The following is a 12,113-nucleotide window of genomic DNA, read 5'->3' on the forward strand; positions in this document are numbered from 1 at the left end:
GCCCGTTCCACGTCGCGAGCTGCGACAGGAGCTCGGCGCGCACCGGCACCGCCATTTCGGCGGCGGCGGTCGGCGTCGGCGCGCGGACGTCGGCGGCATAGTCGGCGAGCGTGACGTCGGTCTCGTGCCCCACCGCGCTGATCGTCGGGATGCGGCAATCGGCGATCGCGCGTACAACGATCTCTTCGTTGAACGCCCACAGATCCTCGATCGACCCGCCGCCGCGGGCGACGATGACGAGGTCGGGGCGCGGCACCCGTCCGCCGGGCTCGATGGCATCGAAACCGCGGATCGCATTCGCGACCTGCGCCGCCGCGCCGTCGCCCTGCACCAGCACCGGCCAGACGATGACGTGCGTCGGGCAGCGATCGGCCAGCCGGTGGAGAATATCGCGGATCACCGCCCCGGTCGGCGAGGTCACGACCCCGATCGTGCGCGGCAGATAGGGCAGCCGGTCGTACTTCCGCTCGCGGTCGAACAGCCCCTCGGCGCCGAGCCGCGCCTTCAGTTTCTCGAAGAGCAGCATCAACGCGCCTTCGCCCGCCACCTCGAGCGTATCGACAACAAGCTGATATTTCGACCGCCCCGGATAGGTGGTGAGCTTGCCGGTCGCGATCACCTCGATCCCGTCCTCGGGCCGAAAGGCGAGGCGCCCCGCCTGCCCCTTCCACATCACCATGTCGATCAGCGCATTGTCGTCCTTCAGCGCCGCATAGAAATGCCCCGACGCCGCGCGTTTCGTCCCCGACAATTCACCTCGCACGCGCACGCGCGCGAAACCATCCTCGACCGTGCGCTTGATCGCCGCCGACAATTGGCTGACCGATAGCGCCGGGGCGTTGTCGCCGGGCGCCGCCTCGGCTAACAGCCGCGCTTCGGTGCCATCGTCGGACGCCGTATCGGGAAAAGGGACTGACATGAATATCCTGCTGGTCGGATCGGGGGGGCGCGAACATGCGCTCAGCTGGCAGTTGGCACAATCGCCAAGCTGCGCCAAGCTCTATGCCGCTCCGGGCAACCCGGGGATCGAGGCGCATGCCGAATGTGTCGCGATTGCCGCCGACGATATCGATGGCCTGATCGCCTTCGTGAAGGCGCATGCGATCGATTTCGTCGTCGTTGGCCCCGAAGCCCCGCTCGTCGCGGGCCTCGCCGACCGGCTGCACGCGATCGGCATTCCGGCGTTCGGCCCGAGCGCCGCCGCCGCGCGGCTCGAAGGATCGAAGGGTTTCACCAAGGATCTTTGCGCGCGCGCCTCGATCCCGACCGCCGCCTATGTCCGCTGCACCAGCGCCGAGGAAGCTCTCGCAGTACTTGAAGGCTTTTCGATTCCCGTCGTGATCAAGGCCGACGGCCTTGCCGCGGGCAAGGGCGTGATCATCGCCGAAACGCGCGGAGAGGCAGAGGCCGCGATCGACGACATGTTCGACGGCGCCTTCGGCAGCGCGGGCGCCGAGGTGGTGATCGAGGAGTATATGACCGGTGAGGAAGCAAGCTTCTTCGCGCTTTCCGACGGCAAGGACGTCATCGCCTTCGGCAGCGCGCAGGATCACAAACGCGTCGGCGACGGCGACGTCGGGCCGAACACCGGCGGCATGGGCGCATACAGTCCCGCCCCCGTGCTCACTGCCGATCTCGAAGCGGCGGTGATGGACCGCATCATCCGCCCGACGGTCGCGACGCTCGCTGCCGAGGGCACGCCTTATGTGGGCGTGCTGTTCGCGGGGCTGATGCTCACCGACGAAGGGCCGAAGCTGATCGAATATAATTGCCGCTTCGGCGATCCCGAATGCCAGGTGCTGATGATGCGTTTCAAGGGCGACTTCGCCGCGCTGCTCCATGCGGCGGCCGCCGGGACGATCGCCACTGCCGAAGCTCCGGCCTTCTCGCACGATTACGCCCTCACCGTCGTGATGGCGGCGAAGGGCTATCCGGGCACCCCCGAAAAGGGCGGCGCGATCCGCCACATCGCCGACGCCGAAGCGGGTGGCGTACGCGTCTTCCACGCCGGCACGGCGCGCGAGGATCGCGTGATTGTTGCTGCCGGCGGCCGCGTGCTCAACGTCACCGCGACGGGCAAGAGCGTGACCGAAGCGCAGGCGCGCGCTTATGCCGCGGTCGACAAGCTCGATTTCGCCTCCGGCTTCTGCCGCCGCGATATCGGCTGGCGTGAAGTCGCGCGCGAGGCGCGCTGAGGGGCTGGCGCGAGGTCACGCAAAGCCGGCGACAAAGATGGACGTACGCGAAAACGCGGAATAGGCTGGATAAAAGTCACAAGCGGAGAAGATCATGACCTGGCTTCAGGAAAACTGGATTATCGCGGTCGTCGGCCTTGTCGTTGCCGTCGTGCTGCTGTGGTGGCTGTTCGGCCGTTCGAAGCCGCAAGAGATCGCGCCGCCCGCTGCCGAGCCGGCAAAGCCCGCCAAACCGCTCGAACCGGTGAAGCCCGAGATTATTGCGGCCGAGCCCGCGCGCTTCAAGCCGATCGAACCCAAAACGCCGCCCGTCGCGCCCGCTGCACCGCCGCCTGCATCCGAACCGATCGCCAAGGCGCCGCCATCCGCGCCCGCGCCGTCCCCCGCACCGGAACCCGCTCCCGTCGCAACACCGGCCGCCGAGGCCCCGCCCCCGGCGCCCAAGCCGGCAGCCAGGCCCAAAGCCGCTGCGAAACCCGCTACGAGGAAAACCGCGACCAGGGAACCGGTGGCGAAAGCCGCGGCCAAGACTGCAACAAAGGCGGCAACGAAACCCGCCGCGAAAAAAGCCGCAGCAAAGCCGGCGCCGGCTGAAAAGGCGGCCATCCCCGCGGAACCGACCGTTCCGCCGCCAGCCGCAGAGAAACCCGTTCGCGAGGCGGGGGCTGCCAAGGCCGACAATCTGCAATTGCTGAAAGGCGTCGGCCCCAAGCTCGTCGTGCTGCTCAACGGCCTCGGCGTGACCGGTTTCCAGCAGATCGCCGACTGGACCGACGCCGATATCGCCCGGATCGATCCTGAGCTGGGCGCCTTCCAGGGCCGCATCGCGCGCGATAATATCGTCGACCAGGCGGGCTATCTCGCGCGCGGCGACAAGGCCGGGTTCGAAGCCAAATATGGCGCGCTGGGCGGTGAGCTTTGAGCGGTTGATCACCGGTAGCAGAAAAACCGCTTGCCGGAACGGGCGGGCGGCAGCACCCATCGATCCTTGTCGGGCTGGTTTCGCGGCCAGGCGGCGATGAGAGCCGGGCGTTGACCTGCCGCAGGCGCAGTTGGCGCAAACCGCACTGACTGCGAGCCAAAAACATGGAAGCTGGGTTGCACGCCTCGACGGACGAATTCTTCGAAAAAGTATCGGAATATGCGAGCCTTGACGCGGCCGCACGCGAAGCATGGCAGAAACTGCTGGTGAAGCAGGACTATCGGAAGAACGAGCATCTCGTCGTCCAGGGGCAACCCACCCGAAACATCTTCTTCGTCGAGAGCGGCTTGTTGCTGCAATATCATGTCGGCGAAGGCGGCGAGGCGATGGTGAAGCGCTTCTTTCTCGAACGGAGTTTCGCCGCATCCACCAGCGCCCTGCTCACCGAAGCCGCGAGCGATTTTTCCATCAGGGCGCTCGAACCCGTGTCCGTGTGGGCGTATGATTTCCGCAGATTCAAGGATCTGGTGCGTGATCATCGCGATATCGCGAACTTCTATATCGGCTATATGGAACGGCATTGGGTCGTCGAGAAGGAACCGCTCGAAATCTCGTTTCGGAACGACGACGCGCGCAGGAAATATGCGCGATTTCTCGAAGCCTACCCGGGTCTGGAGAAGCGGATTCGCCAGCATGAAGTTGCCGCTTTTCTGGGAATAACGCCGACCCAGCTAAGCCGGATCCGTTCGGGTCGCCGATAGCTGTCCGCCGTCGACAAATGTAAATGCGCCGCGCCGCGTGATGAAATAGCGCTCCCGCTGCAACGGCCTGCAAGGCCGAAAATTCGAACGGCAGGAGATGGTGATGAGCAAACCGGATGAAGTGGATCTGTTTTTCGGGTCTCTTGCCCACCCTCTGAAAGCGGACATGAGGAAGACCCGCGAGATCATCATGGCGGCAAGCCCGCTTTTGACCGAGACGGTCAAATGGGGAGGACCGAGCTTCGAGTATCGCGGGACCCTCGCGACCTTCAGCCCGCGTGTGAAAGATTGCGTGGCGCTGGTCTTCCACGATGGCGCGTCATTCCTTGAGCGCTTCCCTTTTCTGGAGGCGGGTCCCAAGGGCAAGGCTTATGCCAAATTCCGCTCGATGGAGGAAATCGAGCAACATCGCCCGGAGCTTGCCGCGCTGGTGGCCATGTTCGTCGCCGGCAAAGGCGACGCCTGAGCACATTCGGCGAAAGCGGCAGAGATGCGTTGCCTGTCGCACTCCGCGCGCATCTCGGGGCGAGTCCGGGATAACGATAGCTGGCGACCGGGGCCGGCTTCCACGCCGAAGCTGCAACCCCAAGACCTCTCCCGGTATTTCGCGCGCGAATAGCGTCGCTTCGCGAGCCAATCCGCCGATCTGCGCATGGCTATCAAAGGGAGGGGGGCGTGACCTTCGCGACCTTGAAATAAAGCAGGTGACACGAATCGCCTACGCCTCGTCCGGATCATCCTTCGGCTTGCTGATCTCGGTGACGAGCAGCTTGTCGATCTTGCGTCCGTCCATGTCGACGATCTCGAAACGCCATCCCTTGTCGGTGAAGCGCTCGCCTTCCTTGGGCAGATGCTTGAGGATCGCCAGCGCATGCCCCGCCGCGGTCGCATAGTCGCGGTCGTCGCCGAGTTCGATCCCCAGCCGTTCGGCCATCTGGTCGGCGGGCATCGATCCCGCGATCAGCAGGCTGCCATCGTCGCGTTCGACGACGAAGGGTTCGCTGCCGATATCCTGATCGGACGCGAATTCGCCCGCGATCGCCGAAAGCAGGTCGGCCGGCGTCACCAGTCCGTCGAAATGGCCATATTCGTCGTGGACGAGCAGCATCGGCACCTCGGCGGCGCGCAGCGCTTCGAGCGCATCCATCGCGTCGATCTGGTCGTGGATGACCTTCGTCGGGCGCATCAGTTGCTCCAGATCGAGCACCTCGCCGCGAAACAGCGCCGACGCGATGTCGCGCGCCTGCACGACGCCGACGATATCGTCGACCGACCCCCGCGCGACCGGCAGGCGGCTGTGCGGCGTTTCGAGCAATTTGTCACGGACGCCGCGCGCGTCGAGCGAGATATCGACCCAGTCGACATCCTTGCGGGGTGTCATCACTTCGCGCACCGGCCGGTCGGCAAGGCGCACGACGCCCGAAATGATCGCGCGCTCGCTTTCCTCGATCACCCCCGATTTCGATGCTTCGGCGACGATCAGGTGCAGTTCCTCGGCGGTCACCCGGTCTTCCGATTCGCGGTTGAGGCCCAGAAGCCGAAAAACGAGCGCCGAGCTGGCATCGAGCAACCAGACGAGCGGCGCGCCGATCTTCGACAACCAGTACATCATCGGCGCGACGATGATCGCAATCCGCTCGGGCGCGCGCAGCGCGAACTGCTTGGGCACCAGTTCGCCCGCGATCAGCGAGGCATAGGTGGTGAGCGCGATGACGACAGCAAAGGCCACCGACAAGGCGGTCTCCGCTTCCAGACCGAACAGGGCCTGCAGGCGCTCGGCCACGGGCTGGCCCAGGCTGGCGCCCGAATAGGCACCGGTCAGGACGCCGATCAGCGTGATGCCGACCTGTACCGTCGAAAGGAAACGCCCCGGATCGGAGGCCAGCTGACGCGCGATCCTAGCGCCGCGGCTGCCGCGCTTTTCGGCCGCCTGCAAACGCGGATCACGCGAAGAAACGATGGCGAGTTCGGACATGGCGAAAACGCCATTGAGCAGGATGAGGACCAGGATGATCACAACATCCGACCAGGGAAAAGGGGTCATTGGGCGGTCGTACGGCGCGTCGGCGCCTGGCCCCTGTCAGCTTCGGTCATTTCCACCCTATAGGCGAAAGGCGGCGCGTTGCACAATGGCACTCGCCTGAATGCCCTGCTCAGTCAGGGTTCAGGCGATTTTTGGAACCAGATCGCCAGCCATATGTTATCGGCACAGACGGGCGGCATGCGGAAGACCAGAGGCATCCGCCGGATAAAGGGAGCGAAAAGATGAACAGCAAGACGATCAAGCTCACCATTTTGACCAGCATCGGCGCGATCGCGCTGACCGGCTGCGTCACCGATCCGGTGACCGGCGAACGCAAGATATCGAAGGCCGCGATCGGCGGCGTCGGCGGCGCGCTTGGCGGATATCTGCTCGGCGACCTGATCGGCGGCCGCAACAGCCGTACCGAGGAAATCGTCGGGGCGGGCATCGGCGCGGTCGCCGGCGCGGGTGTCGGCTATTATATGGACCAGCAGGAAAAGAAGCTGCGCGAGCGTACCGCCGGCACCGGCATCGACGTCGAACGCCAAGGCGACCAGCTAGTGCTCAACATGCCCGGCGACGTGACCTTCGACCTCAACAGCGCGGTAGTGAAATCGCAGTTCCGCAGCGCGCTCGACAATGTCGCATCGACGCTCGCCGAATATCCGAGCACCTATATCGACGTCTACGGTCACACCGATTCGACCGGCAGTGACAGCTATAACCAAGGGCTGTCCGAACGCCGCGCCGCATCCGTCGCCGACTATCTCGCCGGCCGCGGCATCCAGCGCGCTCGCATGGCAACGCTCGGTTACGGCGAATCGCAGCTCAAATGTTCGCCCGAACGGAGCGAGGCCGATTATCAGTGCAACCGCCGCGTCGAAATCCGTATCGCGCCGGTCACCCAGAACGACGTCAACGCGGCGCAATAATCCAGTTCCATTCCCGTGGAAAAGAAAGGGCGTCGCCGAAAGGCGGCGCCCCTTTTTTATCCGAGGCTCGGGAAGCTCGCCTTCAGCCCGTCGATCACGAACTGCGCCGCAAGCGCCGCAAGCAGCACACCGAGCAGGCGCGTAATCACCGCCTCGCCCTTGTTGCCGATCAGCCGCATCAGCGGCCCCGCCGAAAGCAGCGCGGCGAGCGTCAGCAGAAGCACGAGCAGCAGCGCGCCAAAGATCACGAAAGCGCGGTCGAGCCCGCTGTTTTGCGACACGAGCAGCATCACCGACGCGATCGACCCCGGACCGGCTAGCATCGGCATCGCCATCGGGAACACCGACACATCCTCGATCTCGGGGGTCGCCATCACCTTCTCGGCGCGCTGTTCGCGGCGTTCGGTGCGCTTTTCGAACACCATGTCGATCGCGATGATGAACAGCATGATCCCGCCCGCGATACGAAAACTGTCGAGATCGATGTGAAGAAAGCTCAGCAGCGCTTCGCCGAACATCGCGAAGAAAACGAGGATCAGCCCGGCGATCACCGTCGCGCGGATCGCCATCGAGCGGCGCTGCGCCGCGCTCGCCCCCGTCGTCAGGCTGGCATAGATCGGCGCGCAGCCCGGCGGGTCGATCACAACGAACAGCGTCACGAACGCCGAGATGAAAAGGTCGATCATGGCTGCTTCGGCGCCGCGACCTGGTCGTCGATGACGGTTGCCATGTCCTTGCCGTCCCACAGGCGGATCGTGACGCGGCGCGACTTGTCGGCGCGGACAGTCGACGTCCAGCTCAGTGTCTGGTCGGGCGACAGGCCGACAGTCCTATCGTCACCCTCGCCGCCCGCCTCGACCGCTACCGCTACCGCAGGGCGTGAACCGCAGACCGCCTGTTTCGACGCGATGAAATCGGGGGCTTCGCGCGGGGTCGCCAGCGTATCGCCATGGTCGAGGGTCCAGGCGAGCTTGCCCTTCTTGGGATCGCGCAGCCAGACCGTCGTGAAATATCCGTTCGCCGGCCCCTTCTGCCACGCGCCCGTGGTGACGCCGACATTGCCGTCGCAGCTGGTATAGACCGCGTGCGGCTGCCACTTAACCGCCTCGGCAGGGTCCTTCTGCGACTTCAGCCAGTCGCGGGCCTTCACGCGCTGCGGCACGAACATCACCGCCTCGGGCGCCGCGGTTTCGCGAAACGCCGTCCACTGGCCCTTTTCCTGCGCGAGCCGCGAAAAACCGATCTCGGCGGCGATGAAGGCACTGGGGTTCGCCGCGAGCGGGTCGCGTTGGCGTGCGATCGCAGCGCCGCCCGCTATCACCGAAAGGGAAATAGCCGCGATGGCCAGACGGCGCATCAAAAACCCTCCGGATCGGCAAGACCTGCACGGCGGTGCGCCGCGACGAGCGTGTTGCGCAGCAGGCACGCGATGGTCATCGGACCGACCCCGCCGGGAACCGGCGTGATCGCATCGGCGACCGCGGCGACGCTTTCATAATCGACGTCGCCGACGAGCCGGCCTTTCGCGGCGCCCTCGGCGGGCGGCAGGCGGTTGATGCCGACGTCGATTACGATCGCGCCGGGCTTGATCCAGTCGCCCTTCACCATTTCGGCGCGGCCGACCGCGGCGACGACGATATCGGCGCGGCGCACGAGCGCGGGCAAATCCTTCGTCCGGCTGTGCGCCATCGTAACGGTGCAATTGGCGCCGAGCAGCAACTGCCCCATCGGCTTACCGACGAGGATCGAGCGCCCGACGACGATCGCATCCTTGCCCGACAGGTCGCCGAGCCGGTCCTGGAGCAGCAACAGGCAGCCATAGGGCGTGCACGGCACCATTCCGGCGATGCCGAGCGCGAGGCGCCCGGCGCTTACCGGTGTCAGTCCGTCGACATCCTTGTCGGGATCGATCGTCGCGACCGCCGCCTGTTCGTCGAGATGGCCGGGCAGCGGCAATTGCAACAGGATGCCGTCGACGGCATCGTCGGAATTGAGCTGGCGCAGCAAGGCTTCGACTTCGGCCTGCGACGCGGTCGCGGGCAGCCGATGCTCGAAGCTTTCCATGCCCGCGGCGATCGTCGCCTTGCCTTTCGACCCGACATAGACCGCGCTCGCCGGATCATCGCCGACGAGTACGACCGCGAGACCGGGCGCACGCGACGTCGCGGCCTCGAACGCCGGCACCGCATCGGCAATCCGCGCCCGCAGGCCGGCGGCGAATGCCTTGCCGTCGATCACCTGCGCCGCGGTCATCACGCCATTCCGTTGGTGTAGGCGAGGCTCGCGAGATAGTTCAGCACCGGCCCGTCGATGATGATGATCAGGATCAGCACCAGCATCGGGGTCAGGTCGAGCCCGCCAAAATCGGGCATGATGCGGCGGAACGGGCGATAGAGCGGCTCGGTGATCCGGTCGAGCACGGTCCACAGCTGGCCGACGAACTGGTTATGCGTGTTGATGACGTTGAACGCGATCAGCCACGACATCACCGCCTGCGCGATGATGAACCACCACAGGACCGTCAGGATGATGTGGACGATCTGGAGGAGCATGAGAAGCAAGGCGATTTCTCCGTAAAAGGGTCTTGCCGCGTCTCTTAGCGGTGAATGAGCGTGCCTGCACCCCTCGCGGTGAAAATTTCCAGCAGCATCGCGTGCGGGATGCGCCCGTCGAGGATGACCGCCGCCTCGACCCCGGCATCGACCGCGGCGACGCAGGTTTCGACCTTGGGAATCATCCCGCCGGTGATCGTCCCGTCGGCTTTCAGCGTGTCGATCGCCGGGCGGTCGAGGTCGGTGAGCAGCGCCCCCGACTTGTCGAGCACCCCGGCGACGTCGGTGAGCAGGAAAAAGCGCTTCGCCCCCAGCGCCCCGGCGATCGCGCCCGCCATCGTGTCGGCATTGATATTATAGGTCGCGCCATCGGCGCCCAATGCGACGGGCGCAACGATCGGGATGAAATTATCCTTCGTCAGATTGACGAGGATCGTCGGGTCGACCGCGACGGGTTCGCCGACAAAGCCCAGGTCGACATGCCGCTCGATCCCCGAATTGGGGTCGGGTTCGGTCCGGCTGACCTTTTCGGCGAGCACGAGGTTCGCGTCCTTGCCCGAAATGCCGACGGCGCGGCCGCCGAGCGCCGCGATCCAGCTGACGATTTCCTTGTTGATCTTGCCCGCCAGCACCATTTCGGCGACCTCGGCGGTTGCGGCGTCGGTGACGCGCAGGCCGCCGACGAAGGTCGATTCGATGCCGAGCTGCTTCAGCATCGCGCCGATCTGCGGCCCGCCGCCATGGACGACGACGGGGTTGATCCCGACCGCTTTCAGCAGCACGACGTCCTCGGCGAAGTCGCGCTGCGCTTCCGGGTCGCCCATTGCATGGCCGCCATATTTGATTACGAAGGTCTCGCCGGCATAGCGCTGCAGATAGGGCAGCGCCTCGACGAGCGTTTCGGCCTTGGCGAGCAGGTCGGGCATTTTCGAGGGATCGGTCATCGTCATCATCCTGCCGGCAGTTCGGCTTTAGCGTCCATCTTGCGGCCGATCGCGACCACCGCCATCACCAGCAAGGGCACCATCACCGCCGACAGGACGACCTTGGCGATCATCTGGCCGACCATCAGGTCGGCGATCGGGCGAACGCCGTAGAAGCTGACGGTGATGAAGATCAACGTGTCGATGATCTGGCTGAGCGCCGCGGCGACAAAACCGCGCAGCGGCAGCAACCGGCCGTTGTTCGCGGTCATCCGCGCAAAAATCCAGACGTTCAGGCTGACCGACACGCCATAGGCCAGGATACCCGCCGCCATCATGCGCCAGCCCTGTCCGACGATGATCGGAAAGGCTTCCTTGGCGGGCTCGTACATCCCCTCGTCGGTCGGGAGCTGCAGGACGAGCACCGTCAGGATGATCGCAAGAATGAGCGGAATGAAACCGAAGCGAACCAGCTTGTCGGCGACGGCGCGTCCGTGCAGTTCGGCGATCCCGCTCGAAATCGCGATCAGCGTTAGAAAGGGGAAAATCCCGGCTTCGACCGCCAGCGGTCCAAGCGCGACCTGTTTTGCCCCCAGGAAACCGCCGAGCGGAACCATGCCGCCGTAGAGGATCGCGAACAGCAGCAACGAAGGCGCGATCACGCGCGAAGAGCTATTTTCCATCGAGGCCGCTTAATCGCTTTTGCGGGTGCTGGAAAGTCCGAGAAACACGGCTCGGCGCGCGGCTCTTGCTCCGCCGCCAAAGCCCGCTAGACAGACCCCTTAAACTTGCGGGGGACGCAGCTATATTATGGAACGCCTGATCGGTCTGCTCGGCATCGTCGCATTGCTTGCGATTGCCGTGCTTTTTTCGTCGAACCGCCGCTGGATTCGCCTGCGCATCGTCATCCCTGCGTTCCTGCTCCAGGCCGGCTTTGCCGTGCTCGTCATCGGCACCCCGTGGGGCCGCGCGGTGATTCAGGCGATGTCGAACGGCGTGTCGAACCTCTTGAGCTATGCCGACGAGGGCACCCGGTTCCTTTTCGGCGACGTGCTGACGCAGGCGCCCTATGGCAAGGCGGTGTTCGCGATCGGCGCGCTGCCCGTGATCATCTTCTTCGCTTCGCTGATCTCGGTGCTTTATTATCTCGGGATCATGCAGCTGATCATCAAATGGGTCGGCGGCGCGATCCAGAAAGTCACCGGCATCACCAAGGTCGAAAGCCTCGGCGCGGCGGCGAACATCTTCGTCGGCCAGTCCGAATCGCCGCTCGTCATCCGGCCCTATCTCGCGGGGCTGACCCCGCCGCAGCTGTTCACCGTAATGACCGTTGGCATGGCGGGGGTCGCGGGCACCATCCTTGGCGCTTATGCCGGGATGATCGGCCCGCACCTCCTCCCCTATCTGCTCGCCGCCAGCTTCATGTCGGCGCCCGGCGGCATCTTGATGGCCAAGATCATGATGCCCGACGATCCCAAGGACATCGGCATCGAACCCGTCGTGATGCCCGAGGCGAGCCATGACGAGGAAAAGCCCGCCAACATCATCATGGCGGCGGCGCAGGGCGCACAAACTGGCGTCAAGCTGGCGGTCGCGGTCGGCGCCATGGTCATGGCGTTTGTGGCACTCGTCGCGCTCGCCAACGGCATCCTTGCCGGGATCGGCGGATGGTTCGGCTATGAGAGCCTGTCATTTCAGGCGATCATCGGCGCGATCTTTCGCCCCGTCATGTGGCTGATGGGCGTGCCGTGGGAGGAAAGCGCGACCGTCGGCGGGCTGTTCGGCAGCAAGGTCGTGCTCAACGA

At 65.0% G+C, this 12,113-nt stretch carries 14 protein-coding genes; 6 read left to right on the forward strand and 8 right to left on the reverse strand.

The features are described 5' to 3' along the window. On the reverse strand, positions 1 to 919 hold a 919-nt coding region (xseA, locus tag VN047_RS13605), incomplete at its 3' end, for an exodeoxyribonuclease VII large subunit (RefSeq protein ID WP_325543534.1). Here xseA and purD point away from each other — a divergent pair. From purD to VN047_RS13625, 4 genes are all read left to right on the forward strand, one after another. Further along, positions 918 to 2,195 (forward strand): phosphoribosylamine--glycine ligase, encoded by a 1,278-nt coding sequence (gene purD, locus VN047_RS13610; RefSeq protein WP_325543536.1) that lies wholly within the window; start codon positions 918 to 920, stop codon positions 2,193 to 2,195. The two genes, xseA and purD, sit on opposite strands and share 2 nt — an antisense overlap. A 94-nt stretch (positions 2,196 to 2,289) precedes the next feature. Further along, entirely contained in the window at positions 2,290 to 3,117 is an 828-nt protein-coding gene (locus VN047_RS13615) for a hypothetical protein (RefSeq protein WP_325543538.1), read from the forward strand. Between the two features lie 176 nt (positions 3,118 to 3,293). After that, entirely contained in the window at positions 3,294 to 3,878 is a 585-nt protein-coding gene (locus VN047_RS13620; RefSeq protein WP_325543539.1) for a Crp/Fnr family transcriptional regulator, read from the forward strand. A 103-nt stretch (positions 3,879 to 3,981) separates the two neighbouring features. Then, on the forward strand, positions 3,982 to 4,344 hold the full coding sequence (locus VN047_RS13625; RefSeq protein WP_325543541.1) for a DUF1801 domain-containing protein: 363 nt from the start codon (positions 3,982 to 3,984) through the stop codon (positions 4,342 to 4,344). Between the two features lie 252 nt (positions 4,345 to 4,596). On the opposite strand, the gene VN047_RS13630 is transcribed toward VN047_RS13625, so the two are convergent. After that, positions 4,597 to 5,922, reverse strand: a complete 1,326-nt coding sequence (locus tag VN047_RS13630; protein WP_325543543.1) for a hemolysin family protein — start codon at positions 5,920 to 5,922, stop codon at positions 4,597 to 4,599. A gap of 221 nt (positions 5,923 to 6,143) precedes the next feature. On the opposite strand from VN047_RS13630, the gene VN047_RS13635 reads away from it, so the two are divergent. Further along, a complete protein-coding gene (locus VN047_RS13635) occupies positions 6,144 to 6,833 on the forward strand; it encodes an OmpA family protein (RefSeq protein ID WP_325543545.1) in 690 nt (229 codons plus the stop codon). 56 nt (positions 6,834 to 6,889) lie between these two features. On the opposite strand, the gene VN047_RS13640 is transcribed toward VN047_RS13635, so the two are convergent. Genes VN047_RS13640 through VN047_RS13665 form a run of 6 tightly spaced genes read right to left on the reverse strand, consistent with a single transcriptional unit; the run spans position 6,890 to position 10,991 of the window. Beyond that, positions 6,890 to 7,519 carry a MarC family protein gene (locus VN047_RS13640; protein ID WP_037512727.1) on the reverse strand — a complete coding sequence of 210 codons (630 nt, stop codon included), beginning with the start codon at positions 7,517 to 7,519 and terminating at the stop codon, positions 6,890 to 6,892. Then, on the reverse strand, positions 7,516 to 8,190 hold the full coding sequence (locus VN047_RS13645) for a hypothetical protein (protein ID WP_325543549.1): 675 nt from the start codon (positions 8,188 to 8,190) through the stop codon (positions 7,516 to 7,518). The genes VN047_RS13640 and VN047_RS13645 overlap by 4 nt, the downstream gene beginning before the upstream one ends. Next, entirely contained in the window at positions 8,190 to 9,086 is an 897-nt protein-coding gene (gene folD, locus VN047_RS13650; protein ID WP_325543551.1) for a bifunctional methylenetetrahydrofolate dehydrogenase/methenyltetrahydrofolate cyclohydrolase FolD, read from the reverse strand. Before folD ends, VN047_RS13645 begins: the two co-directional genes overlap by 1 nt. Next, positions 9,086 to 9,385 (reverse strand): YggT family protein, encoded by a 300-nt coding sequence (locus tag VN047_RS13655; RefSeq protein ID WP_058539877.1) that lies wholly within the window; start codon positions 9,383 to 9,385, stop codon positions 9,086 to 9,088. Before VN047_RS13655 ends, folD begins: the two co-directional genes overlap by 1 nt. Before the next feature lie 44 nt (positions 9,386 to 9,429). Next, positions 9,430 to 10,338 carry an acetylglutamate kinase gene (argB, locus tag VN047_RS13660; RefSeq protein WP_414712706.1) on the reverse strand — a complete coding sequence of 303 codons (909 nt, stop codon included), beginning with the start codon at positions 10,336 to 10,338 and terminating at the stop codon, positions 9,430 to 9,432. Further along, positions 10,335 to 10,991, reverse strand: a complete 657-nt coding sequence (locus tag VN047_RS13665) for a queuosine precursor transporter (RefSeq protein WP_325543555.1) — start codon at positions 10,989 to 10,991, stop codon at positions 10,335 to 10,337. The genes argB and VN047_RS13665 overlap by 4 nt, the downstream gene beginning before the upstream one ends. Before the next feature lie 127 nt (positions 10,992 to 11,118). Here VN047_RS13665 and VN047_RS13670 point away from each other — a divergent pair. Then, the coding region (locus tag VN047_RS13670) for a NupC/NupG family nucleoside CNT transporter (RefSeq protein WP_325543557.1) at positions 11,119 to 12,113 on the forward strand (995 nt) is incomplete at its 3' end.

It is taken from the genome of Sphingopyxis sp. (assembly GCF_035565275.1).
Taxonomy (GTDB): domain Bacteria; phylum Pseudomonadota; class Alphaproteobacteria; order Sphingomonadales; family Sphingomonadaceae; genus Sphingopyxis.

Excerpts from the sequence above, each read along its gene's own strand:
- VN047_RS13635 (WP_325543545.1), top strand. The coding sequence starts at position 6,144 with ATGAACAGCAAGACGATCAAGCTCACCATTTTGACCAGCATCGGCGCG.
- argB (WP_414712706.1), bottom strand. The coding sequence starts at position 10,338 with ATGATGACGATGACCGATCCCTCGAAAATGCCCGACCTGCTCGCCAAG.
- VN047_RS13640 (WP_037512727.1), bottom strand. The coding sequence starts at position 7,519 with ATGATCGACCTTTTCATCTCGGCGTTCGTGACGCTGTTCGTTGTGATC.
- purD (WP_325543536.1), top strand. The coding sequence starts at position 918 with ATGAATATCCTGCTGGTCGGATCGGGGGGGCGCGAACATGCGCTCAGC.
- VN047_RS13625 (WP_325543541.1), top strand. The coding sequence starts at position 3,982 with ATGAGCAAACCGGATGAAGTGGATCTGTTTTTCGGGTCTCTTGCCCAC.
- folD (WP_325543551.1), bottom strand. The coding sequence starts at position 9,086 with ATGACCGCGGCGCAGGTGATCGACGGCAAGGCATTCGCCGCCGGCCTG.
- VN047_RS13630 (WP_325543543.1), bottom strand. The coding sequence starts at position 5,922 with ATGACCCCTTTTCCCTGGTCGGATGTTGTGATCATCCTGGTCCTCATC.
- VN047_RS13665 (WP_325543555.1), bottom strand. The coding sequence starts at position 10,991 with ATGGAAAATAGCTCTTCGCGCGTGATCGCGCCTTCGTTGCTGCTGTTC.
- VN047_RS13655 (WP_058539877.1), bottom strand. The coding sequence starts at position 9,385 with ATGCTCCTCCAGATCGTCCACATCATCCTGACGGTCCTGTGGTGGTTC.
- VN047_RS13645 (WP_325543549.1), bottom strand. The coding sequence starts at position 8,190 with ATGCGCCGTCTGGCCATCGCGGCTATTTCCCTTTCGGTGATAGCGGGC.
- VN047_RS13615 (WP_325543538.1), top strand. The coding sequence starts at position 2,290 with ATGACCTGGCTTCAGGAAAACTGGATTATCGCGGTCGTCGGCCTTGTC.